General features: G+C 40.7%; 17 protein-coding genes and 2 pseudogenes. 2 read left to right on the top strand and 17 right to left on the bottom strand.

Annotated elements, in window-relative coordinates:
- Positions 1–30: 30 nt before the first annotated feature.
- The 9 genes and pseudogenes from QNN06_RS13835 to QNN06_RS13795 form a co-directional block, all read right to left on the bottom strand.
- Positions 31–786 (bottom strand): IclR family transcriptional regulator, encoded by a 756-nt coding sequence (locus tag QNN06_RS13835; RefSeq protein WP_213115812.1) that lies wholly within the window; start codon positions 784–786, stop codon positions 31–33.
- A gap of 150 nt (positions 787–936) precedes the next feature.
- Positions 937–2,193: an ArgE/DapE family deacylase gene (locus tag QNN06_RS13830; RefSeq protein ID WP_213115813.1), complete on the bottom strand. Its 1,257-nt coding sequence runs from the start codon at positions 2,191–2,193 to the stop codon at positions 937–939.
- On the bottom strand, positions 2,190–3,461 hold the full coding sequence (locus tag QNN06_RS13825) for an allantoate amidohydrolase (protein ID WP_481819251.1): 1,272 nt from the start codon (positions 3,459–3,461) through the stop codon (positions 2,190–2,192). Before QNN06_RS13825 ends, QNN06_RS13830 begins: the two co-directional genes overlap by 4 nt.
- Before the next feature lie 275 nt (positions 3,462–3,736).
- Complete coding sequence (locus QNN06_RS13820) at positions 3,737–4,249, bottom strand: RNA polymerase sigma factor (RefSeq protein WP_284037738.1); 513 nt, start codon at positions 4,247–4,249, stop codon at positions 3,737–3,739.
- 37 nt (positions 4,250–4,286) lie between these two features.
- Positions 4,287–6,515, bottom strand: coding sequence for a sensor histidine kinase (locus QNN06_RS13815; protein ID WP_284037737.1), 2,229 nt, complete (start codon positions 6,513–6,515; stop codon positions 4,287–4,289).
- Positions 6,493–7,186: pseudogene (locus tag QNN06_RS13810) on the bottom strand (response regulator transcription factor). Before QNN06_RS13810 ends, QNN06_RS13815 begins: the two are co-directional and overlap by 23 nt.
- A 1,319-nt stretch (positions 7,187–8,505) precedes the next feature.
- Positions 8,506–9,462, bottom strand: coding sequence for a peptide-methionine (R)-S-oxide reductase MsrB (gene msrB, locus QNN06_RS13805; protein WP_284037736.1), 957 nt, complete (start codon positions 9,460–9,462; stop codon positions 8,506–8,508).
- Positions 9,463–9,713: 251 nt separating this feature from the next.
- Positions 9,714–10,688: a bile acid:sodium symporter family protein gene (locus QNN06_RS13800; RefSeq protein WP_217036576.1), complete on the bottom strand. Its 975-nt coding sequence runs from the start codon at positions 10,686–10,688 to the stop codon at positions 9,714–9,716.
- Positions 10,688–12,079 carry an FAD-binding oxidoreductase gene (locus QNN06_RS13795; protein WP_284037922.1) on the bottom strand — a complete coding sequence of 464 codons (1,392 nt, stop codon included), beginning with the start codon at positions 12,077–12,079 and terminating at the stop codon, positions 10,688–10,690. Before QNN06_RS13795 ends, QNN06_RS13800 begins: the two co-directional genes overlap by 1 nt.
- Positions 12,080–12,268: 189 nt before the next feature.
- Between QNN06_RS13795 and QNN06_RS13790 the strand changes: the two genes are divergently transcribed.
- A complete protein-coding gene (locus tag QNN06_RS13790) occupies positions 12,269–13,000 on the top strand; it encodes a FadR/GntR family transcriptional regulator (RefSeq protein ID WP_284037735.1) in 732 nt (243 codons plus the stop codon).
- A gap of 118 nt (positions 13,001–13,118) precedes the next feature.
- Here QNN06_RS13790 and QNN06_RS13785 read toward each other — a convergent pair whose 3' ends face one another.
- The 8 genes and pseudogenes from QNN06_RS13785 to QNN06_RS13750 all read right to left on the bottom strand — a co-directional run bounded on the left by QNN06_RS13785 (position 13,119) and on the right by QNN06_RS13750 (position 22,079).
- Complete coding sequence (locus QNN06_RS13785; protein WP_284037734.1) at positions 13,119–13,967, bottom strand: VOC family protein; 849 nt, start codon at positions 13,965–13,967, stop codon at positions 13,119–13,121.
- 134 nt (positions 13,968–14,101) lie between these two features.
- The gene (locus tag QNN06_RS13780; protein ID WP_213115821.1) at positions 14,102–14,449 is read right to left on the bottom strand and encodes a YrdB family protein; all 348 of its coding nucleotides are present in this window, start codon (positions 14,447–14,449) and stop codon (positions 14,102–14,104) included.
- Between the two features lie 449 nt (positions 14,450–14,898).
- Positions 14,899–15,047 (bottom strand): annotated as a pseudogene (locus QNN06_RS13775) (Rieske (2Fe-2S) protein); the annotation flags it as partial.
- A gap of 209 nt (positions 15,048–15,256) precedes the next feature.
- Complete coding sequence (locus tag QNN06_RS13770; RefSeq protein ID WP_284037733.1) at positions 15,257–16,774, bottom strand: hypothetical protein; 1,518 nt, start codon at positions 16,772–16,774, stop codon at positions 15,257–15,259.
- Between the two features lie 84 nt (positions 16,775–16,858).
- A complete protein-coding gene (locus QNN06_RS13765) occupies positions 16,859–17,488 on the bottom strand; it encodes a hypothetical protein (RefSeq protein WP_213115823.1) in 630 nt (209 codons plus the stop codon).
- 215 nt (positions 17,489–17,703) lie between these two features.
- Positions 17,704–19,365 (bottom strand): AAA family ATPase, encoded by a 1,662-nt coding sequence (locus QNN06_RS13760; protein WP_213115824.1) that lies wholly within the window; start codon positions 19,363–19,365, stop codon positions 17,704–17,706.
- Positions 19,366–19,501: 136 nt separating this feature from the next.
- Positions 19,502–19,792 (bottom strand): hypothetical protein, encoded by a 291-nt coding sequence (locus QNN06_RS13755; protein ID WP_213115825.1) that lies wholly within the window; start codon positions 19,790–19,792, stop codon positions 19,502–19,504.
- Positions 19,793–20,084: 292 nt separating this feature from the next.
- The gene (locus tag QNN06_RS13750; protein ID WP_284037732.1) at positions 20,085–22,079 is read right to left on the bottom strand and encodes an acetoacetate--CoA ligase; all 1,995 of its coding nucleotides are present in this window, start codon (positions 22,077–22,079) and stop codon (positions 20,085–20,087) included.
- 455 nt (positions 22,080–22,534) lie between these two features.
- On the opposite strand from QNN06_RS13750, the gene pdxR reads away from it, so the two are divergent.
- Positions 22,535–23,971, top strand: a complete 1,437-nt coding sequence (pdxR, locus tag QNN06_RS13745; protein WP_284037731.1) for a MocR-like pyridoxine biosynthesis transcription factor PdxR — start codon at positions 22,535–22,537, stop codon at positions 23,969–23,971.
- Positions 23,972–24,337 lie beyond the last annotated feature (366 nt).

Genomic DNA, 24,337 nt, shown 5'->3' with positions numbered 1-24,337 from the left:
TGCTCGCCTAGAGTCATGTCTTTATTTCACTTATTCTCCTTTATACCCAAGGCGTCTTGAAATCGATGAACCAACTTCAATTAACTTGTCCTTAAGTTCATCCAGCCTTGCTTCCGTCATTCTCATGGAAGGACCGGAAATACTTACGGCACCAATCACATTTCCAAGATGATTAAATATTGGCGCAGCCATACAAGTAACACCTGGTTCATTTTCTTCCCGCTCTACTCCATAGCCCTTTTTGCGGATTTTTTGCAGATTATCCAATAATTCAACTTGGTCCGTTATTGTATTGTCTGTGTGTCTTGGCAGACCTTTTTCCTCGATCATATCCATGACCTCTTCAGTCGGCAAATATGCCAATAAAACTTTCCCAGCACTTGTGCAATGCATCGGAACACGCCTGCCAACCTGCGAGTGCATTCGCAATGTTTCACTGCCCTCTAATTTTTCAATATAGATCGCTTCTTTTTGTGAATAAATGATTAAATGGATCACTTCATTTGATAGATCTACCAATTCTTGCAAATATGGCTTTGCTTCTTTTCGGATATCAATGGAATCTAACAGCTTGGCGCTCAATTCCAAATATTTATAACCTAATTTATACTTCTTCGTATCTGGGTCCTGTTCAATGTAGCCGTGGGAGGCAAGGGTGGCTAAAATCCGAAATATAGAACTTTTATTTAAACCTAATTTTTCGGCCAGCTCCGTTACACCTAAACCGCCCTTCTGTGAACTGACATAGTTAACAATAGTTAAGGCTCTATCAATCGATTGTACCATGTTCCGACCCCTCTATCTTTGCTATTAATATTTATAAGGAGAATCAAATGCTGTACTTTTCATAGAATCTATTCTGTTCTCATTATATCACTATATTTTTAAACGAAGAAAGGATATTCTCAAATGAAGAATACCCTTTCAATATCCCTATTATTTTTGAGTTAATAAATCATATAAAGCTAATGTAACAATTTTGGTCGATTTTAACAGATCATCCACTTTAATATGCTCGTCAGCACGATGTCCATTAGCCTCAAGGAGTGTACGCGGACCGGCCCCAAAGAGGACGACAGGAATGCCTGCTTCATAAAAATGACGGGCATCCGTATATAATGGCACTCCGTTCACCAGCAGTTCTCCACCCATAATTGTTGTCCAGTTAGTAGAAATGGATTGTACTAAAGGCGAATCAACTGGGACAGGCCCGAAAGCGCGCGCCAGCAGAATTTGACTGATGTCTGCCTCCACCCCTGCATAGCTTTCCAGTGCTTCAGCGATGACGTTACGAATTTCAAGTTCAGCAACCTGAGGATTTTCCTCTGGAATAAGCCGTCTGTCAATGCGGATGGTCGCCTCATCTGGTACAACGTTTGTATTAATACCGCCAGAAATTAACCCTACTACGAGATTAGGAGAATCGATTCCAGGGACATTTGATTTAATTTTTGAAAAACCTTTTCTGTATTCGTATAATGCACTTAATACGCCGGTCATGGCTTCAAGAGCGTCGTGGCCATATTGCGGTTCAGCCGCATGGGCAGATTTCCCCTTCAATTTCACTTCCAAATGAAGGCAGCCGTTATGGGCATTCACCAGCGAATAAGTGAATCCTGGGCAAATTGCCATATCCGGGTTAATTAGTCCTTTATCAAGCAGCCATTTTGGCCCAATATCCCCGCCAGTTTCTTCGTCGAAGGTGAAGGCAAGAGAAATTTTGCCCTTTAGGTCAGCCTGTAGCTTTCTTAAAGCTAAGACAGCAAATGTATAGGAAGCAATGTCCGATTTTGACACAGCAACGCCGCGGCCATACATTTTTCCATCGACCACGTTACCGCCGTACGGATCTTGGGTCCAGCCGAGGCCAGGTGGCACTACATCGCCATGAGAATTCAGGGTAATTTCAGGACCTTCGCCGCTTCCGAACGTAGAGTATGCGACCACATTGGATGCTCTGATCATTCCAACTGCCTTCACTTTTTCTTCTTCTACTTCATTAAGTGATACGTTTTCCAATCCAAAGTCATCGAGGCGCTTATAGATATGTTCAGCAATTGCTTGGCAATCTCCAGGTGGATTATCTGAAGGGATTGAAACAAGCTCTTGCAAAAACTTAATTAGTTCAGCCTGGTTTTCCTCAATATAATTGATTAATTGCTGCTTCTCTGCGCTTAATGTGTTTGTTTTCAATTTACTTTCTCCTTTTCCATATTTGAATTTTTAACTGTTAATTGGATCACAGTATCCAGCAAGACTTTGGCACCCATTTCGATGTCTTTTACGGCTGCGAATTCAGCAGGGTTATGGCTGATTCCTTCTTTGCAGCGGACGAATATCATTCCTACCTTTGTAAGGTCTGCCATCGCCATGGCGTCATGACCTGCTCCGCTTATTAAGGGAATGGCCCTCATCCCATTTGAGAGAATAGACGATTCAATGGCAGCGATAATTTTTGCTTCACATAGTGTAGGGTCAGTTTCCATTATTTTTTCAACCCGGAAGGAGAGATTGCGTTTTTGGCAGATGGTGTTCGCGGCATGAAGAATTTCGTCAATCACCCTTGATTTTCTGACTGCATCGGTATCACGAATATCAAGCGTTCCCGTCACTTCCCCTGGGATGACATTGCTTGCCCCCGGATTTACCTGAAGCTTTCCGACAGTTGCCACAATCGGCGCGTTCTCTTTAGCTAATTTTTCTATTGCTAAAATGATTTCTGCCGCTCCAGAAAGAGCATCCCTGCGAAGGTCGAGGGGCACGGTTCCAGCGTGACCAGCAAAACCGGTTACTTTAAAAGAAAACCTGGAGGCACCCGCTATTCCGGTTACTACTCCACATGGAAGGCCTTCTTTTTCTAGTACAGGACCTTGTTCAATATGAAGTTCTATGTAACCAAGAACGTCATTTGCAGGTCTTGCGGCTGATTTGTATTGATACGGTTCTAAACCCAATTCCTCAAGAGCACTTGCCAAGGTGATACCTGTTTCATCTGTAAGCTCTAATGTTTGTGGAGAAAAGGTACCGACGACGGCCTTGCTTCCAAGGAAGGTGGAGTGAAATCTGACCCCCTCTTCATCGCTAAAGCCGATGACCTCGATTGGATGGTCCAGCCGAGTGTCATTTTCATAAAGCACCTGAACTATTTCGATTCCGGCAATAACACCTAACATCCCGTCATATTTTCCACCGTTAATAACGGTATCAAGATGGGAGCCAATCATTAACGCTGGAGCGCTTGGTTTTGTACCTTCGTAGCGGCCAATTATATTATTGAGATTGTCGACACGAACCTTCATGCCGGCATCACTCATCCATTTTTTCACCAAATCTTGGCCTCTTTGAAACTCTTTTGTAAATGATAGTCTCGTTACCCCATTTTTTGTTTCAGAGATTTCAGCTAATTCCTCCAGCCTTTGTGATATTCTTTGGCCACAAATCTGTCCTTTTTTTACCTCCAAACAAATCACCCCTTGTCTGGTTTATTTTCGTTGCTTATTACAAAACCTCGTTTCATATTGTTCGTGATTTTATTTTATCATCACAAAATTAAAATAGCAAGATTTTTCAGATAACTAATTTCATATAAAATATGTGCCTTAAATGATAATATTATTATTCTATTTGATTCCATATTTTCCTTTTTGCTACAGAAAAATGCAGTTGTTTTTTTGTTGTGAACTATCAAACTTTTAGGCAAAATAAAACACCGCCGTCATCGACAGCGGCAATTAATTTATGCAATTTTCGTTTCAAAAACCAATAGCTTAAGTTTTTTTCTGGCCCGGTAGATCTTTGTTTTTACCGTGTTTGGATTCAATTGAAGTACATTTGCGATTTCCTCTTCTTTTAAACCTTTTGTGAACTTAAGCATCAGTAATTCCTGTTGCTCATATGGCAACGTCCCGATTGCCTCATTGATCTCTTCAAAAAGCAAACCTGTCTCAACTTCCTGCTCCACATTCTGTTTTGTTTCTTTGCCCATAAGTTCAAGCAAATCGTGTTCAAAAGGGACAGCTTTTTTTCTTTTCTCACGTCTGATAAAATCAATGGCAGTTCTGGCTGCAATCACCGATAGCCAAGCTCCCATTTTTCCTTGCTCCTCAATCGTTCCCGCCTTATTTAACGCTTTAATGAACGTTTCTTGAACGACATCTTCGGCGTGATACCGGTCTCTCGTAATGGAATAGCTAATCACAAACAACCGTTTATAATAGAGCGAATAAAGCTCTGTGAAATCCAGTTCCATCTCCCGTTCCCTTTCTAACGCTATTTTTTTCCTGCGCTTAATCCGCAAGCCGCAAAGTAATAATGACTTTAAATAAATCGCCATCCGCTTCAATATCCAATTTCCCATCATGAAGGTCGATAATTGATTTGACAATGGCAAGACCGAGACCTGACCCGTCTGTATGGCGGGAGGTATCGCCGCGCTTGAAGCGTTCAAACAACTCATCGACATTATCGCTCAGCTCATATTTGGAGACATTTTTAAACGTGATGAGGGCTTGCTGTTCCACAGTTTTAATGGAAATATAGACACGTGTATTTTCATGCGAATATTTCAGGATATTGCCAATTAGGTTATCAAAAACTCTCCACAGCTTCTGGCCGTCGACAAGGGAATAAATCGGCTGTCCTGCTTGGTTTACCCGGAATTGCAGACTGGATGCACGAATCGTTTCATCATATTCTGCGAGGGCCTGCTGCAATAGCTGGTCAAGGTCCACTTTTTCCTTTACCAACTCAACACTGCCACTTGCCATTTTTGATACCTCAAACAAGTCATCAATCAACACCTTTAATCGCTTTGATTTTCGGTCAATTATTTCGAGATATGCTGACTTTTCCTCCTCCGACACATCATTGCCCTTTAATAATTCCGTATAGGTAATGATGGAGGTCAGAGGCGTCCTAAGATCATGGCTGACGTTTGTAATAAGTTCCGTTTTTAATCGTTCACTCTTAGCCTGCTCGGACTGAGAGTGCTTCACACCCTGCTTCAGTACATTAATATTGCCTGCCAATGTGGCCAAAACGGATTTCCCTGTTACATTAAGGTCCTCCCCAAGTTTTCCAGCCGCCAGCTCATTTGTTTTTTGGAAAATACGATTAAAGTAACCCACTTTTTTAAACAAAAACATTCCAAGTGGAAACCCTGCTCCTGCTAACAGCAAAATATAAAAGACAACAAAAATAGGATTAATCGCCACCATCAAAGCTGCTGCGCCGATGAAAAACACGGCGGCAAGCAAAATGAACATCTGCGTTCCTGTGCTTTGATCAAGAAATGCTTCAACTATGGTCGTCCGGACGCTTTTGAAAACTTTCTTACCGCTGCGCCATGTTTTAACCGATAAACTCCTCTGCCATTCTGCCTTCAGCCTAGTCCAACTTTTCAAATCCACCTGTAGAAATTTCCACTGTACATAAGCGAAAGCTACAAAAATGGATGTCCCTAGCAGTCCAATTCCAATTTCGGTGGCTAATATATAGAGATTGTTATAGATATTATAAAAATTGTCATTGACTACAAAGATAAATATTACGGCCAAAAGGGCGGTGAGCAGAAAAAGTCCCACTCTAATATCAATCGGAAGCTTGTTATAGTAAGACCGCCAACTTTCCAATTGCGCGTTTACAGCCGTTATTTTTTTTGAAAAATAAAGGCTTAACAGCAAGCCGATGATGCCTGCCAGGCAGTAACTCAGGACAATCAGCTGATTGCGTTTAAAATCTTTAAATTGCGCCATCAGAGGGGACGATGCGGAAAGCGTCTTGGCAATTCCGATTTGACCTTCCAGTGTTTTTTGTGTGTTGACTCCCAACACATCGGCCAAGTCCTCATACCCACCGGGACCATAGTGAATGAAGTAATCATTTGTTATACTAAAATCGGTTAGATAAAGCATGTCTTGTTGTTTGAGCGGATTTTCATTTTTTTGATTGCTATAAACTTTTCCAGTTTCCGGATCTTTAAAATAGTAGGTAAATTCTTTTTGGTATCTTAAAAAATCATACTTGAATTGGTCTCTTTTCTTAAAATACTCGTCAATTTTCGTTTCTTTTTCTTTGACCACCTTTGGCTTTACCCAGTCATCGCTGGCAAAATTGTTGCTGATGTCCTCTATTTTAGCGTCTCTTTCTTTAATTAAGGCATTGGCAATCTCATCATTTTTCGCTGCTTGAGCGTCTTGAATACGAGATTCATATTGAGCCCGGATGTTCGAGATTTGCTGATCTAAACCGCCATAGCGGTACCGATGCTCATCAATTTCGTCTTTCGTAACAGTGATGGCGGCTTTAGCCTCATCCGGCGTTGTCTCATTTAGCTCAAACATGCTTAAATACCCGGCAAATTGATCAAGCTCACTGTTAAAATCCGGTGTATGGAAAAAGTCACGGTTCATGTATTTAGTTCCCGTGGAAAAAAGGGTCAGAATGCCGCTCAACGAGAACGTTAACAGAAAAGCCCAGAGGTAGATCAAAATACTACTTTTCCATTTTGTAGCCAATGCCCCACACCACCTTTAGAAATCTAGGATTCTTAGGATCAATTTCAATTTTTTTCACGGATTTTCCGGATGTGAACCGCCACTGTATTTTCCGCATTGTAGCCTGGCTCCTTCCAGACCCGCTCATAAATTTCATCAATAGAAAAGACCCGGCCAGCATTGGTCATCAACAGCTCGACAATCTTATATTCTATCGGCGTCAGCTTGACCGGCTCCCCATGTACCGTCACTTCTTTTGCTTCTTGGTCTAGGGTAAGACCATTTAAATCAATTACTTTTTTGATTCCGCCATATGTACCTAATGTGACATACCTTCGCAGCTGAGATTTCACGCGGGCGACAAGCTCCATCGGGTTAAAAGGCTTGGTTACGTAATCGTCCGCACCGACCTGAAGGCCCAAAATCTTATCTGTATCCTCGGTTTTCGCGCTTAAAATAATGATAGGAATATTTTGTTTTTCGCGGATTTTAAAGGTTGCAGAAATCCCATCAAGCCGAGGCATCATGATATCAAGGATAATCAGGTGCACAGTGTGTTCATTTAATATTTCAAGCGCCTCAATCCCATCCTTTGCCTTGAGGACAGTGATTCCTTCATTTTTGAGGTAAATTTCGATGGCATCGCGAATTTCCTTTTCATCATCGACGACCAGCACAAAATAATTGTTCAATTCTCTCGCCTTCTTTCTTGCTTCAACATGTCTATATCGTAAACAGCAAATCTTAAATTCAAGTCAGGATAAATCTTAAGAATTTCTTAAGGTTTTATGAATATTCCTATTTAGGGAAAATCTGCAAAATCTATCATTCTTAGAATAGCAGTGTTTTATAAAAGAATAAACCCGCACTAGGTTGCTGACTTTGAACAAATCCCCCAATAAAAAAAGCTGCCTCCATGACAGCTAATGAATATGCATTTGCAGAGATTTTCTTAATGACTAGGGTCAGAAGAATTCAACTCTCTAGGCGTTATTAACACTTCATAACGACCGGAACGGCAATCCAGCCGCTGCTTTGGGCGTTATGAGCCCCTTCATAACGACCGGATGGGCAATCCATCTACTGCTTCGGGCGTTATGAGCCTTTCATAACGACCGGAACGGCAATTCACCTACTGCTTCGGGCGTTATGAGCCTTTCATAACGACCGGATGGGCAATCCATCTACTGCTTCGGGTGTTATGGGCCTTTCATAACGACTGGATAGGCAATTCACCTACTGCTTCGGTCGTTATGAGCCTTTCATAACGACCGGAACGGCAATTCACCTACTGCTTCGGGCGTTATGAGCCTTTCATAACGACTGGGAAGGTAATCCATCAGCTGCTTCGGGCGTTATGAAACTTTTATAACGACAGAATGGCAATTCATCTACCGGTTCATGCGTTGTAAACCTTACATACCGTTTGGAATATAAATACTCTAACTGCTTGAAACGTTATAAATTCCATGAATTTCTTTAACATCTAGGAAGTATAAAATTTAGCAAAAACGCTCTTTTTAATAAAATATCATAATCTGTCAAATTTCTTTTTTACTCCATAAACTATATAAAAAATGATCTGTACAATAAATACCATTGATGGAATAACGAGTTCCCAAAGTAGATAATCCCATCTAAAAATTGTAAATCCTGTGAAGTCAGTATTATAACTATCAATTGAATATATAATGTAAAGGACATTTTGTGCAGCCATTAAGAAAAGCCATATCAAAAATAGAAATCTATTAGAGCTTTTCTTTAGCAGCATAAAAGAGACTATTAAGGAAAAAATAACAACAAAATAGATCACTAGCATGAGTTTCCCATCCCCACTATGTTTCGGGATAAGGACTGTTCCTCCAAGGACAAGCCATATCAAATACTTCACCATAATGTCGGCAAAAAAAATGAGCCAATATTTCAGAGTCTATTCCCCCAATAATTTCCTTTTAGTAATATAAAAATACCACAGTCAGCCTTACTGTGGCATTTAAATTGATATTGATTATTAATCAAACAATTTCTTAAACTCTCCGTATCCTTCTTCCTCCAGCTTTTCCTTTGGAATAAACCGAAGTGCAGCCGAGTTTATGCAATACCGAGCCCGGTCCGGTCCAGGACCGTCATCAAATACATGTCCTAAATGCGAGTCTGAGGTTTTCGCACGGACCTCAATCCGCCGAAGTCCATGCGAGGTATCAAACCTCTCATCGAGTTCGATACGACGCAATGGCCTAGTAAAACTTGGCCAGCCGCAGCCTGCATCAAATTTATCTATCGAGCTGAAGAGCGGTTCTCCCGAAATGATATCAACATAGATTCCATCCTTTATATGATCCCAATATTCGTTTTGAAATGGTGGTTCTGTAGCGTTATTCCTGGTTACCTCGTATTGGAGCGGTTTTAACACTTGACGAAGTTCTTCGTCGGTTTTGCGTTTCTTCCAATTTTCACGAATGAATTTTGCCCGGCCGGAAGCTTCGAAATAATGGTTATAGTGAAAAGGGATTTTCTTATAATAATTCTGGTGCTTTTCATCAGCCAAATAAAACGGGCCTGCCGGCATAATTTCAGTGACAATCGGCTTTTGAAAGCGGCCGCTCGCATCCAGTTCAGCCTTTGATGTTTCAGCCAATTCCCTTTGAATATCATTATGATAAAAAATTGCAGTCTTGTAAGACTCACCTCTGTCACTGAATTGCCCCTCGTCATCAGTCGGGTCGATTTGCCGCCAAAAAATGTGGAGCAATTTTTCATAGGGGAAGATTGACGGGTCAAACGTAATTTGAACTGCTTCATAGTGTCCGGTCGAATCTGAGCGTACATCTTCATAAGTGGGATTTTCCTTGTGCCCGCCAGTGTAGCCGGATATGACCTCTTTAATCCCAGGCTGTTCATCAAACGGCGATACCATGCACCAAAAGCAGCCGCCAGCGAAGGTTGCCTTTTCAAGTTGTTGAGACATTTGGATCTCCCTCCTTGAGTTTATTACTATTACTAATTGTATCAAAAGGACTGACAGATTTTAATTTTACCATTTATTACAAATACTTTCCGAATATGTAGAAATACTTTCCCAATCTTAAGGCTTTTATTTTCCAAAATGAAACATTTACTTTCCAAACTAACCACTATACTTTCCACTTTTAACAAAATACTTTCCAACCGCAAAATAAACAAAGAAAAGGCACCTAAACCAAAAGGTGCCTCCCTATATTAAATAACCTTTTTTTCCTGATCCTTACCGCTGCTCATTTGCCCCTGATCAGCAGGTCTCTTCGACCAATACGTTGCAAGGATAGGTCCAGTAATATTGTGCCAAACTGCGCCGCAGACACTTGGGATGGCGGCTAGTGGGCCAAAATGGGCTGTTGCCAGCGCTACACCCAAACCGGAGTTTTGCATGCCAACCTCAATTGAAATAGCCCTGCGATTCCCCTCATCAAGCTTCAATACAAGGGCGGTTAAATAACCAAGCAACAGGCCAAACGCATTGTGAAGCATTACAGCTACAAAGGTTGTCAGTCCCGCAGAAGCAATTTTATCAGCACTACCCGAAACAACTGCTGATACAATCAAGATAATCGCAATAACTGATATCAACGGTAATACAGTGATACTTTTATCCACAACCTTCGGAAGAAATTTCCTAATAACAATCCCTAAGATGATTGGAAAAATAATGACCTGAACGATCGACATAAACATCGCCATCGGATCAACAGGCATCCATTTACCGCCAAGCAACAAGAAAATGGCTGGCGTTGCGATCGGTGCCAAAAGTGTGGAAATGGAAGTCATCGTAATCGAAAGTGGAACATTCCCTTTTGCAAGGTAAACCATGACGTTTGATGCCGTTCCTCCTGGGACGGACCCTAGAAGAACAAGCCCTGCAGCCAATTCAGCTGGTAAATTCATGAAATAGGCAATTAAAAAAGCGGTAATCGGCATGATAACAAATTGCGCACAAACCCCGATAATGACCGGAATAGGATTGGTAATTACCAGTTTAAAATCTACTGCTTTTAATGTCAGACCCATTCCAAACATAACTACGCCCAATAAGATAGTAATATATCCTTTAAAAACTAAAAACGGAGCAGGTACAATAAATGCAATAACCGCAATTAAAATTACCCACACGGCAAAATATTTTCCAGCAATCGAACTAATAGATTCCAATATTTTCATCAGACTAACCCCCGCTTCACTTTGATAAGTTTATTTGGATTCAAGAGGTTTTCTGGGTCCAGAGCTAGTTTGATTCTTTCCATCACCTGCAGCGCTTGTCCGTGCTCCCGCTCCTGATATTTCTGCTTTCCTACTCCGACTCCATGTTCTCCAGTACAAGTACCGCCTCGTTCAAGAGCATCGATCACGATGACTTCATTGAATTCTTCTGATTTTCTAATTTCTTCAGGGTTATTTATATCAATCATGATGAGCGCATGAAAATTGCCATCGCCGACATGCCCCACGATGCCTCCTGGCAAATCTAATTTATTTAAAGCCTCTCTTGCATTATCAATGGCTGCTCCCAAATCTGAAATGGGTACACAAACATCTGTTGTCATCATTTTTTTACCAGGATAGCCGTGAATAAAGGCATAGGCCAAATTATGACGGGCTTCCCATAGCTGGTTTAACGCAGCCTGATCGGTTTCATATTCAATGCCTTCACACTGATAGTCGGCGACGATTTCCTTCATAAATTCCACGTCCTGTTTTAAGCCTGCCTCGTTTCCGTGAAATTCCATAAACAATGTTGGCTGTTCCTTATAATTCGTATCGTTAAACAAGTTTACTTGTTTCATAGAGGGTTCGTCGACAAGCTCCACTCGTGCTACAGGAATTCCTGCCTGTAAAATGCCAACCACAGCCGAGACGGCATTCTGGACGGACGGAAATGATGCTCGCGCTGCCATCACATATTCCGGAATACCGTAGACACGCAACGTTAACTCAGTGAAGCAGCCGAGCGTTCCTTCAGACCCGACAAACAATCCGTTTAAATGCAGGCCGGATGAAGATTTTTCCGCTAAGTTACCAGTATGTATCACCGTGCCGTCTGCAAGAACAACCTCTAAATCACGGACTTGGTCGCGCATCACTCCATATCTGACTGCTGTCGTTCCGCTGGCATTCGTTGCTGCCATACCTCCTAAGGTTGCATCCGCTCCCGGGTCAACGGAGAAAAACAGCCCATATTTTTTGAGTTCTTTATTTAACTGGGTGCGCGTAACTCCCGGCTGTACTCTCACGAGGAAATCATTTTCCCTTACTTCTAAAACCTTGTTCATAAGAGAAAAATCTATCGTAATTCCGTGGTCATATGGAATGATGTGACCTTCTAAGCTGGTTCCTCTTCCAAATGGCACGACCGGTACTTTGTATTGACTAGCCAGTTTCAATATCTTACTTACTTCTTCTGTCGAAGCAGGAAAAACAACTACATCCGGCAAGCTTGGGGTATGATACGATTCATCCTTTCCATGCTGCTCTCTAATCGTTTCATTGATGGATACTTGTTCAGCTGGTAACACACTTTTCAGCGAAGCTACCAATTCTTCGGTTGTTAACATTACTTTCACCTGATTCCTCTAAATTTCTACGCAATAGGTCATACCAATTTTTAATCACTTGAAATTGGTCCAACCTTTAATTTATTATAGTGAATAGTCTGAAAAAATCAACCATTTTGAATTATAAAATTGTAACTGCTGAAAAAATTTTTTATGATAATATTATGATGGTTGGTGAAATTGAGAGGGATGAAAAAAGACATGCAGCAGCCAAGGAAAAAAGCATATGAAGTGGTCATTGATCAAATAAAAGAATCTTTTTTAAATGGAAAACTTCCTCCAGGAGAAAAGCTGCCAACGGAGAGAGAACTTGCGGGTTTTTTTAATATCAGCCGGACATCGGTAAGAGAGGCATTGCGGAAGCTGGAGATTGAAGGGTTTATAGAAATTAGACAAGGCAGCGGGACCTTCATAAAAGCAGTCCCTATTCCTGATTCGAAGAGTGATTTTTCCTTCTCAATCGTAAATAATAAAAAAAAATTAATATTTGAAATGCTTGAGCTACGCCGCGTTTTGGAGGTAGAATGCGCCTTTTTGGCATCACTAAGAGCCACAACCGATGACCTGGAGCAAATCCTTGATTCACTGGTATTAATGAGAAATTCCAATGATGATGTGGAACTTGGGCTTCAAGCAGATGTCAATTTCCATAAGAATATTGTCCGCGCTTCCCATAACTCTATCTTTCTCCAGTTGATTCAGTCGCTTAGCGAACGTATGGAAGATACCATTCGGGCTACCCGGAAATTGCGATTGACTGATTCCGAAAGTGTAGAAGATACGTTTGATGAACATAAACAAATTTATTTAGCTATTGCCACAGGAGACTCCCTTCTAGCCAAACAGCTGATGGAAAAACATATTTCTCAGATACGAAAAGAGATGACTGAATTTTTCTTAGAGCAGAACAGAAATAGTTAAATACCTTAAATAAACCTTCCAAAACTACATGATTGGAAGGTTATTTATTACGCTTTAGGACGGTACCCTTTTTATGTTTTTTGGGATTTACGGAAATTCAAGGTAGCGGATCGTTTATCTATATTAAAACCATTCGAATCCGATTTCCAGAAGGGTCGCTGGTCTCTACAAATCCATCTTCTTTTCTTACCGATGCGCCCAACTCACGAACCCGCTTTACAACATCTTCCCTCGCTGCATCATCCGGAAAAACAAGAGTATACCAATTAAGTCCCACACTATTTCGTGGTGGTGTCGGCGCCCCTTCCCCCTGCCAAGTGTTGATTGCAATATGGTGGTGGTACCCTCCTGTCGACAGGAATACTGCTTGCGGATAGTAACTTACAATTTCAAAACCTAAACCTTTAGTATAAAATTCTTCCGCTTTTTTCAAATCCCCAACATGAAGATGAATATGACCCATGATCGTTCCCGCAGGCAGACCAGTCCATTCCGCATTACTTTCTGCCAGAATACCATTCCCATCCAGCTGTTCTGTGGCCATAGAAACTAGTCCGTTGTTCCAGTTCCATTCACTTGAAGGACGGTCCCGATAAACTTCTATCCCATTTCCGTCAGGATCGTTTAAATACAATGCCTCACTTACATAATGATCAGCAGCGCCTAACGGGTAACCGGACTCAAGCAAATGGCGTAAAAACACTGATAAATCCGCACGCGTTGGCAAGAGAATTGCAAAATGATAAAGACCGGAGGTATGTTCCACCTTCGGGATAACATCTTTAGGCTGCTCCAGTGTTAATAACGGTGTTTTTCCATCTGGTGTTAAAACCGCACGACCGTCTGATCTTTCCAATATCTGCAAACCAATAATATTCTGGTAAAAAGTAAGCGAGTAATCCAGATTTTTTACGTTTATGCTAACTTCTCCGACATAAACATTAGGTTTCTGATGGAATTTTTCCATTTGCCTCAATCCTTTTTTATTTATTTTTAGTCTTATTTTCAAAAATTATTATCTTGATTCAGAGATATTCTAATTCAAAATACAAAAAGTCTAAAGGATATATTCATTAAAAAAGGAGATAAACATCTTCCGCATTATTGTTTCCATATAATCATTAAAATTTTATTTATTACCACAACAATCCCTATAAACCAAGCAAGCTCATTTTTTCCAAGTAGAGCAAGCAATAAGACTGGCAGGCCAAACACAATGATCTCCAAAATAAAATAAAAAGGTTCAGATAATTTTATCGGTGCTTTTGGGGATCCCATCAGTCCCCATATTACAGCCAAAACTAAAGGGCCGCCAACCGCTAGAATCCATTGAACAACAAGACTCTCTCCAGTTTTATACCCCCAATAACCCACTGCGAAAAGAGAACAAAGTTCTAACAAAAATCGCAACGCAATATTAATTGACTGCAGACCGGCAAGCAAGCTCATTTACAAAATCCCCCGTTCATTTGGATTATCCACTTACACATCTTCCAAAAAACTACCTATATTAATATTTTAACTAATTATATTAGTTTTATCAAGAGGTTTTAATCTCCCCTTGCTATAAATTTTGTTTTAAGTTAATTAAAAACTTTTTAGTGTTGGAAGAACTTAAGCAAGAAATTTCATTTTAAAGTGGGAACGAAGATGAACTGGAATATCCCCCTTAGTTTTATCGATAATAATATTATGTAGACTGACTGTTAGAACAGAACTTGAAGATTCCATGATGGGCCAAATGCTCATCCAAATTCCATTGCTATTTTTATTTTTTTCAATGCCTTTTTCTACTCTGAAAGATGAGGGGATATAACTTGGATAATTTTTGGATTGTTCCCTTTGGACAATTTAAAGAGAGCTCCACCATTTTTTGGGCGAGGCTCTCCTGCTCCCAATTATCCTTCATCAATAAGAAGAAATACATCTTCCCCTTCTATAATTGTTTGATAGCTTTTCACACAGCCAATATCTGGCTTTTGAACTACACCATCTTGCAAACAAATTTTCCAATCATGCATCGGAAAAATACTAACTCACCGCTAATTTAAATAAATAAAGGAGCATCCCTTTTTCCATAAAAGAGAATGCTCCTTCAATATTTCACTGCTTATTGGCTTACCTCTTTCAAGCACATACCAAAATACAAAAAGCGTAAAGGATATTTTCATTTTTAAAAGATGAGATATACATCTTTACCATTATTATTTACAGGCAGGTTCTGTCTTATAAGTTTAACTTTAGGTAGAAATAGTTTTAAGGATTAGTAACTTCAAATCCTAAACGGATTGCCGGTATTGAACTGCCTGGATGATCTTCTCCGTAGGTCAACTGCGGTGCAAGGTAGATATCAGGCTTCTGTTGTTTTCCTCTATAAATTCCCGGGTAAAAGTCAATAATATGGTATCCTGGTTCGCCTGAAGCAACCATGTTTACAATTACTGTTCCGGCAGTGTTAAAGCCGCAGACGTAACCTACGTAAGCATTATCATAAGTGATATTATAGGTATTATCATATTCAGTCCAGCCTACCCCTTTTATCTCTATCTGGACTGGGGTTCCGGCAGGGCCTGAAGTTTGTGTCATTTTTACAATAGACGGAGTAATGCTTAGGTAGGTCTGTCCATAAATTTTTCCATTTACTTTTAAATCAATTCGGTGCGGGATTCCTCCTAAGTCATCGGGAACTGGAAATGATTTAGTGAATGAACCTTGGTCATCAGTTTGAATCGAAAATAAATCTAATTGCTTTTCACCAAATCCATTTCCGGAAACACGGCTTCCTCTCATTGTATTAAAAACTAGATCTATTTTTTGATTTTTTGGCAGGCCGCTTGCACTCATTTTTACTGATTCTCCCACCACTCCGGAATCTTTATCCAGGGTTACTTTAACTCCTGATTCATTTTTTAACTCAGGCATCACAACCCCGCCATCTGCAGCAGTTGGAATCGCTTCAACTCGCTGAGTTTTATCGATTTTTTCATCAGTTACAGTAAATGTGAAAAATGGGACCGGTAAATAAGAGGTTGGGGCTTGTTCATGATTTATATAAGCCATCCCTAAGTAACCATGCCAAATCGTCAAAGTATGCTTTCCAAGTCCACCCGATGCGCGCATCTTGGCGACAGCTTTTCCATCAGTAGTTATGGCGGTCAGAAGTCCAGTAAACTTATTATCATATGTTAACTGCCAGTTCCTTTCCATATCCGCATAACCAATTCCGTCAGCAGTAATGGTGATTTCAGTGCCAATTGGTCCCGATTCAGGTGACATTTTAAAAGTTGGATTTACCTGGATGTTTGCTTGTGTCATTAATTTATTCCCTTGATTGACATAGATGGTGTGGTTTCCGCCGAATCCACTCGGAACCGAAAAGTCTCCTTCCATTTGTCCATTCCCATCACTTTTACCGCTTGTTAATGGTACCACCTTATCCTTAAACGAAACGCCGGTAAATTCATACAACCCCTTCAAATCGTATTTACCTTCAACGGTTTTCCATTCAAGCTTTGTATCTGTATTCGGTTCAAGCCCCTTTATCGTAAACTGTACCGGTGTTCCAACCACTCCTTTTTCCGTTGAAAGGATGATTTCACCAGGTAAAACAGGCTGCGTTTCCTGTTTTGTTTGATCCTTTTTAGTTTCTATCGTTCCACTCTTATTTTCAGAAGATTCCTTTGCTGTATTGGTACTGCTGCAGCCAGATATCACAAATAAGAGAATGAAGACTAGGCCGAGATAAATATTATATTTTTTCCTGTTTTTATTCATGTTTTAACTCCTCTAAATATATTAAACTCTGATATTCAAAGAAACGAGGAGCTCCGTTCTGCTCCTCATCTCGAGTCAAGTTTATTAATTGGTATCAGTGGCGTCGATAATCGTGAATTTATGATTTTTTGGTACCCAGACATCAAGAATATGGCCGTTTTTGCCATTTACCTTTACTTTAAATTTGTAGTTATACTCTCCTGTTGGGAGGTCAATACCCTTTCTCTCAATTGGCCCCTCTTTTATACTTTTGAAGTAAAGAGCACTTACCCAAAATGGCTTTTTGGTATTCGGGTCAACTGTTGTTCCATCAGGTGCTCTATGATATTCAAAAGGCAATTCTAAAACCCTTTGACCATTACTAGTAATCTCAACATAAATGGTAAAATCATCATTTAAGGCTAATGCTTGTTCTTCAGTACTAAATTCACCTATCCCCGCGGTAAAAACAATGTGCTCACCCGGAGTACTCTTGTTAAACTCATGTTTATCGGGAACACAGCCAAGCGCCCCTGAAATGATCCCATCCATTGGCTGATGATAAAATGATGGGAAATTAGGTATCAAACTATACGGAACACTAGTTCCTCCACTCTCTAACGTGATTTGATTTGGCATAATCTTCATTTTACTCTTTGCATCCGAACTAAAACCCGATAATGGAATAGCAATTAACCCGGCTAATGCTACGGTATAAAACCACTTCTTTTTCATCCACTTTCCCCCTTGAAAAATACGAAATAACTCCTAGGTAAATGGTAAAATACCTAGGAATGTAAAACAATTAATAGTCTAAGAGTACTATTTGTCAGCGCTTACATGATAGTTGTTTTTTTCCAAAAATTTCAACATCATTTTTAAACCGTCGACAACTACAAATTAAAATAACCAGTCAATCAAATGATTAACTGGCCTCTTATTTTTTAAAATTATGCCCCAACCTCTGGCATTCCCAAGCTCTGTTGGCCATTCAGGCCTGTATATATTTGCTCAATTTCATCCCCTGTTAAATCGCCCCGCTTAAGCAGTTCTTCTGCAATGGCGTGGACGAAGGCAGCATTCTCAAGAACCAGCTTTTTCACATTGGTCATTTCATCCTTTAACAGCTGGTTTATTTTTGTACGAAGTGCTCTTAAGCCATCGGCTCTCGACCCTAAGGCAAGCCAACTGAACAATTCATCTCCCATTCCAACAATACCGAGGTACGCACCGGCAAGCTCTGTCGCCTGCCGCAGGTCAGATGTGACGCCATTTAATTTTTTCCCGAGGAATTCTTCCTCGACTGCCCTGGCAGCGAGACATACTTGAATTTCCGCAAGAATTTCACTGTCACTTCGGTTATATCTTTCATGGGTTGGTTTCGTGGCCGCAAGACCGAGGGCACCGCCACGCCGAATGATGGTAACCTTCCAAACACGTTCATGCGGTTTCAACAGGTACTGTGCCACTGCATGACCAGCCTCGTGATAAGCAACATTGCGTTTTTCATCTTCACTCATTGAACGAAGCGGCTGTTTGAGCCCCCATTCATATGTTTCCATTGCGTTTCGGAAATCCTCATAGCTGGAAACCTGTGCCCCGCGCTGGTGAGCGATGACAATTGATTCGTTGACAATATGCTTAATTTGGGCTGGACTATAGCCGATGGTGTCTAGTGCAGCACGTTCTGGAGTCAGCGACTTATCACGCTTGATTTTTTGAAGATAATATAAGAAGACGTCTACCCGACCATCATAGTCAGGGGAATCGACCCAAAGCTTTCGGTCGAAACGGCCGGGTCTGAGCAGCGCTTGGTCAAGAACATCCGGGAGGTTGGTCGCTCCAATCGTCAAAACCGGAGGCCGTTCAGCCTTTTTACGCCTTAACCCTAGCGTGCGCAGAAGCTTGGCAAACCAGGAGCTGTCAATATTCGGGGGATCCATTTGCAGAAGGAGCTCATTTAAAAGGCCGGCGCCGCCCATTCCCATCATCCCTCCCATCATTCCGCCGCCTCCGCCGCCTGATTGACGGCTCATTCCGATGGCATCAATTTCGTCGATGAAGATAATGCAGGCGCCATATAATTTGGCAAGTTTTCTTGCTTTTTTATACAAACCCATGACTTTAAGGTTTCCTACACCGAAGAACATATTTTGAAAGCTAGGGGCAGATGCATAGGCGAATGGTACTTGTGCTTCATTCGCTATGACTTGGGCCAAGTAAGATTTTCCTGTCCCGGGCGGTCCGCAAAGCAATAATCCCCTTATAGCTTCGCCCCCCATTTCCTTAAATTCCTTCACACCTTTAAGGAGGGTGACAATACGCTTGGCATTTTCTACAATTTCAGGGTTTCCCCGATAATCATCCCAAGAGGAACCTGTTTCACCTGGCAAGATCCAATAGGTTCTCCCCCTGGCCAGAAACCAAAATAGAGCAACAAACTGAATAATCATAAACATCATGGCAAAAAACAATTGGAAGACAAAACCCAAAATAGTTATCGCGATATTCCATGCTGCAGGTCCTCCTTTTACCAACAGCATGACTAAAAACACGAAAACCGCAACCCAGAGGATAATTTTCCGCCATTTGACCCACTGATAGTTCCTCAAGGTCTCACATCCCTTCTTAAATTTGTGGAATATTTTATGAAAAGTAGGCTTCCATGTTGACAAGAAAGGTGTCGGGCATGAAGAAATATTTTCATCAAAAAAACCCTCCGAAAAGGGAGGATTTCTATAAACCAAATTATTTAAATTTCTTATATATATCAAATAAATACTTGAGAGAAATGGCGATACCGCCAATAAAATAGAAGGTTACCAGTATCCATCCTGACGGGTCTATGGAGAGCATTGAAATGAGGATATTTAATGGGAAGATGAAGTAGAGGACATCCTTAAGATAGTCTAAAACTAATGTTGGGCTGAATGAGCCTTTCCAAAATGATTTTACAAAAGCTATCAGAAAATCAATAAGCATAAGTCCGAAAGCAGCCCACAACGTATAGAGCATCCAGTCTGCAAGTGCAAAAGACATTATTCATCACCTCCTTACTACATAATATTCGTGCAGAATTAGCTGGTGAGAATAGTGAAAAATTTAATTATAAACAAAATAGTTTAAAATTAGACAAGATATTTAAGTAGGTAGAATTCATGACTTACCAAAGATATCCAAAGATGTACGATTGGGGAAATTCTGTTTTTGTTTGGGTCCGTGATACAATTGTATCTTTGTGTATTCAGATATGATCCAGAAGATTAAAGCTAATTTAGATTAATCCTGAAAACAATAATAAAGCCGCCCACCCTGTGAGCGGCCTAAAAGTTTATTTTTGTAAGCCGTTTAGATTCTTCTGAAATTCTATGAAATATCGTAAAGTATCAGGATTTGCTAATGAGCCCGTATTCACTGCCTTTTCAACAGGAGTTCCCATTAAAATTTTCTTAATCGGTACCTCTAGCTTCTTTCCGTTCAACGTTTTCGGCAGTTCCTCAACCACAAAAATTTCATTTGGAACATGCCTTGGCGAACAATCTTTACGAATGGCCTGATTAACTCGGGACCTCACATCATCCGACAGCTCAGTTCCTTGTTTTAAAACTACGAATAAAGGCATATAGGATTGCTCGCTGCTGAGTGGCAGGTCAACAACTAAACTATCAAGAACTTCAGGTACTTTTTCCAATGCACTATAAATTTCACTCGTCCCCATCCGGACTCCGCCGCGATTAATAGTTGCATCCGAACGTCCGTAGATAATAGCACTTCCCCTTGAAGTAATCTTAATAAAATCACCATGGCGCCAAATACCTGGATACATGTCAAAATAGCTGTCACGGTAACGCTCGCCGCTTTCATCATTCCAAAAATAAATCGGCATCGATGGAGTCGGCTCCGTAATGACGAGTTCACCTATTTCATCTGTCAGCTCTTCGCCCTGTTCGTTAAATGCCTTTACAGCAGTACCAAGCGCACGGCATTGCAGTTCACCAGTATGAACTGGCAGGGTTGGAGCACCGCTGACGATTGAGGTACAAATGTCAGTTCCTCCACTTGTCGAAACGAGCCAAAGGTCTTCTTTTACCTGTTCATACACCCATTCAAATCCACTTGCAGGAAGAGGAGACCCCGTTGACCCGATACTTTTTAAATGAGAAAGGTCAAACTGGTCCTTCGGCTTCAGGCCTGCCTTCATGCAAGCCGTAATGAAGCCCGCACTGGTTCCGAACATGGTCATTTTCGAAGATTCGGCAAATTTCCACAATGTATCATAATTTGGGTAACTTGGATTGCCATCATATAATAGAATCGTTGAACCCACCAATAATCCGCTTACAACAACATTCCACATCATCCAGCCAGTGGTGGTATACCAGAAGAAACGATCATCTTTTGAGATATTGCTTTGGAGAGCCATCATTTTAAAATGCTCTAATAAAATTCCACCCTGGCTTTGGACAATCGCTTTTGGTTTGCCAGTAGTACCGGATGAATATAGAATCCACAGTGGATGGTCGAATGGCACCGCCTCGAATGATAATTCTGCCCCTGTTGAAGTTTCAACCGGATGATTCCACAAGACAGCGTTCGTTAACTGGCCGATATTTGGCTCTTCATTTATGTTTGGGATAATGATCGTTTGCTTTAGAGTTGGCAGTTCCGATTGAATTTTTTTCACCAGTTCAAGACGGTCAAAGTCTTTTCCTCCATACCGGTAGCCATCAACGGCAAACAATACCTTCGGTTCAATTTGCTTAAAGCGGTCAATTACACTCATGATCCCAAATTCAGGTGCACAGCTTGACCAGACTGCCCCGATGCTGGCACAAGCAAGAAAGGCTGTAATCGTTTCATGAATATTGGATGCATACGCTACTACACGGTCTCCCGGTTGAACTCCAAGTGATTTAAGATATTCGGCAATGGCCGCGGTGTTCTTTTTCAATTCCGCCCAGGTTATTTTCCCCTGTGTCCGGTTTTCACTTTCGTAAATAATTGCTTCTTTTTCAGGGGTTTCATTCCGAAATACATGCTCTGCATAGTTTAAGGTTGCTCCAGGAAACCACTGAGCCCCCGGCATTTTTCTTACCTTTAAAACCTCTTCATATGGCGTTTTCGCCTGAATGTCAAAATAGTGCCAGACGGCAGACCAAAAGCCTTCAATCGAGGTAACTGACCACTTCCATAACTGTTCATATGTATCAAAGTGCAGTCCCCGTGTTTCTTCCAGCCATATCATGAATTTTTTTAAATTGGACTCATCCTGGAATTGTTGCGAAGGCTCCCACAACAACTTTCCTTCCATTTTTTCAATCGTCATTGCCATTCCCCCAAATGTCGTGTTCGAATTGTTTTAGCTACACTTACCATATACGAGTTTAGGATAGTAATTTCCTTCTTAATTTTTCAAAAAATGAAAAAACTCATCTTAAAAAGGAATGCGGAAGCCCCTTGATCAGGGGCGATATAGGGAGACTTATCGATTGGCAAGCGAGAGTGAAGCCAGAGATTAGTCTCCCTTAATGCGTACAGAAAGCATAAGCTTTCTGCTAGCCAGGCATAAGACGAACCGGCGAGAAGGGATGCTTTTTAGCCTTCTTGACGAATTGACTGTAGACCTGCGAGCCCCTAGGCGCCGGAGCTGGACAAAGAAAAGCTGCCATGTTGCAGGCAGCTAAAGTACGAGGCACCGACTATCGTTTCCAAAATGAAAAATGCATTGAAAAAGTATACAATTATTAAATAAGACCTAGATTAATTTAAAGGATGTAGCTAATGGATTGGAAACCTAACAGAGAATCTAAAATACCCATTTATAAACAACTTGCTTTATATATCGAGAACGGGATTGCGGATGGAACTTTTCCACAAGATAAACCATTGCCTTCTGAAAGGGGCATGGCGAAAGAGCTCGGAGTAAACAGAAGCACCGTCATTGCGGCTTATGACGAGTTGGAATCAAATGGACTGATTGAGCGAAAAAAAGGCAGCGGAACAACCGTCAGCAAAGATATTTGGGGCATGGCTAAGAACCGTATTCCAAGCTGGAACAGATACATTGAGGCAGGCTCGTTTCTTCCTAATTTACCTGTAACGCAAAGAATTCACAAAGAGATGGCTGAGCAAAAGTTAATTAATTTAGCCAGCGGCGAATTATCTCAGGATTTATTTCCCTTAACTTCTCTTAGGGAAATTACTATGAACAGATCCTTTATCGGTACTATGGGATATGACCATCCACAGGGTAATTTGATACTCAGAGACACACTAGCTAAACATGTTAAACAGTTCCGAGGGATCGAAACGAATCCTTCATCTATATTGGTTACTTCGGGAGCACAGCAAGCTTTGCATCTTGTTGTGCAATGCCTGTTAAAACCTGGAGACTCAGTTGCCCTTGAGAATCCTTCCTATCATTACAATCTGCCTGTATTTAAATCTGCAGGAATCAAAACCTATTATTTAAAGGTTGGTAAGAAAGGAATTAACCCAAACGATATAGCCGAATTATATAAAAAACATAGAATTAGGATGATTTTCTTGAATCCAATTTTTCAAAATCCCACGGGAACGCTTTTGTCCCTAGAACGGAGGAAAAAGATTCTTGAAATATCGTCTGAATTTGGGATTCCAGTGGTGGAGGATGACCCCTATAGTTTAACGCCTTTTTCAATTGAAAAAATCCCAACTCTTAAATCATTGGACCATCATGGAAATGTTTTATATATTAGTTCTTTGACAAAAATTGTTGCCTCAGGGTTGAGGATCGGATGGATTATTGGACCGAAGCAGGTGATTGAAAGGTTAGCAGATGCCAAACAGCAGGTCGACTTTGGACATGCCAGTTACTCTCAATGGATTGCAAATGATTTTTTAGAATCTAATGGTTTTGAATCTCATATGAAGGATTTAGTTAAGAAGTTAGAAAGCCGTAGAGATCAAATTACTGAAAGCCTGGATACATTTTTAAAAGATCAAGTCGATTTTACTATCCCTCAAGGCGGCATTCACTTGTGGTGCCGAATTAAAAAGGAATGTGATGAAATCCAATTGTTGGAGGAATCGATAAAAAGAGGTGTAATATTTGTCCCTGGTTCAACAATGGGGACTGAAAAGGGATTCGTCCGTTTTACCTTTGCAAGGGAAAATGAGGAAATGATCCATAAAGGAATTCAAAGGTTTGCTGATGGACTTGAGAATGTTTCAAACTAAATAGGACAAATAATTAGACCATCCATCAAGATGGTCTAATCAACCCCAATATAGATTCCGAGTGAAATTAATGCGATGCCGATAATAACAACATATATTAAAGTTAAGTTGGTGGTGTTTCTTTTTGTTGAACCACTGTAGTTTTCATCAGGTTTCCTGGTAATTAATAGGGTTGAAACTACAGAAAAAATAAGGATTAATATTACTAAACCAATCATTATATTCATACTGCACCTCTAATTAAAAAGCTTTTTCTACCTATATCATATCAAAAATGCATTGATTGTTGACCATCCAATTCACCTAAAAATTGACCATCCACTTTTTCTCCATCAAAAAAAGGCCGATTGTTTACACCGGCCTTTA

The organism is Neobacillus sp. 114 (assembly GCF_030127045.1).
Taxonomy (GTDB): domain Bacteria; phylum Bacillota; class Bacilli; order Bacillales; family Cytobacillaceae; genus Neobacillus; species Neobacillus rhizophilus.
The sequence above is the reverse complement of the archived record's forward strand: the minus strand, read 5'-3'. Positions and strand labels throughout refer to the sequence as shown.

Excerpts from the sequence above, each read along its gene's own strand:
- QNN06_RS13835 (WP_213115812.1), bottom strand. The coding sequence starts at position 786 with ATGGTACAATCGATTGATAGAGCCTTAACTATTGTTAACTATGTCAGT.
- QNN06_RS13820 (WP_284037738.1), bottom strand. The coding sequence starts at position 4,249 with ATGGAACTGGATTTCACAGAGCTTTATTCGCTCTATTATAAACGGTTG.
- msrB (WP_284037736.1), bottom strand. The coding sequence starts at position 9,462 with ATGTCTCAACAACTTGAAAAGGCAACCTTCGCTGGCGGCTGCTTTTGG.
- QNN06_RS13800 (WP_217036576.1), bottom strand. The coding sequence starts at position 10,688 with ATGAAAATATTGGAATCTATTAGTTCGATTGCTGGAAAATATTTTGCC.
- QNN06_RS13795 (WP_284037922.1), bottom strand. The coding sequence starts at position 12,079 with ATGTTAACAACCGAAGAATTGGTAGCTTCGCTGAAAAGTGTGTTACCA.
- QNN06_RS13790 (WP_284037735.1), top strand. The coding sequence starts at position 12,269 with ATGAAAAAAGACATGCAGCAGCCAAGGAAAAAAGCATATGAAGTGGTC.
- QNN06_RS13785 (WP_284037734.1), bottom strand. The coding sequence starts at position 13,967 with ATGGAAAAATTCCATCAGAAACCTAATGTTTATGTCGGAGAAGTTAGC.
- QNN06_RS13780 (WP_213115821.1), bottom strand. The coding sequence starts at position 14,449 with ATGAGCTTGCTTGCCGGTCTGCAGTCAATTAATATTGCGTTGCGATTT.
- QNN06_RS13770 (WP_284037733.1), bottom strand. The coding sequence starts at position 16,774 with ATGAATAAAAACAGGAAAAAATATAATATTTATCTCGGCCTAGTCTTC.
- QNN06_RS13765 (WP_213115823.1), bottom strand. The coding sequence starts at position 17,488 with ATGAAAAAGAAGTGGTTTTATACCGTAGCATTAGCCGGGTTAATTGCT.
- QNN06_RS13755 (WP_213115825.1), bottom strand. The coding sequence starts at position 19,792 with ATGTCTTTTGCACTTGCAGACTGGATGCTCTATACGTTGTGGGCTGCT.
- QNN06_RS13750 (WP_284037732.1), bottom strand. The coding sequence starts at position 22,079 with ATGACGATTGAAAAAATGGAAGGAAAGTTGTTGTGGGAGCCTTCGCAA.
- pdxR (WP_284037731.1), top strand. The coding sequence starts at position 22,535 with ATGGATTGGAAACCTAACAGAGAATCTAAAATACCCATTTATAAACAA.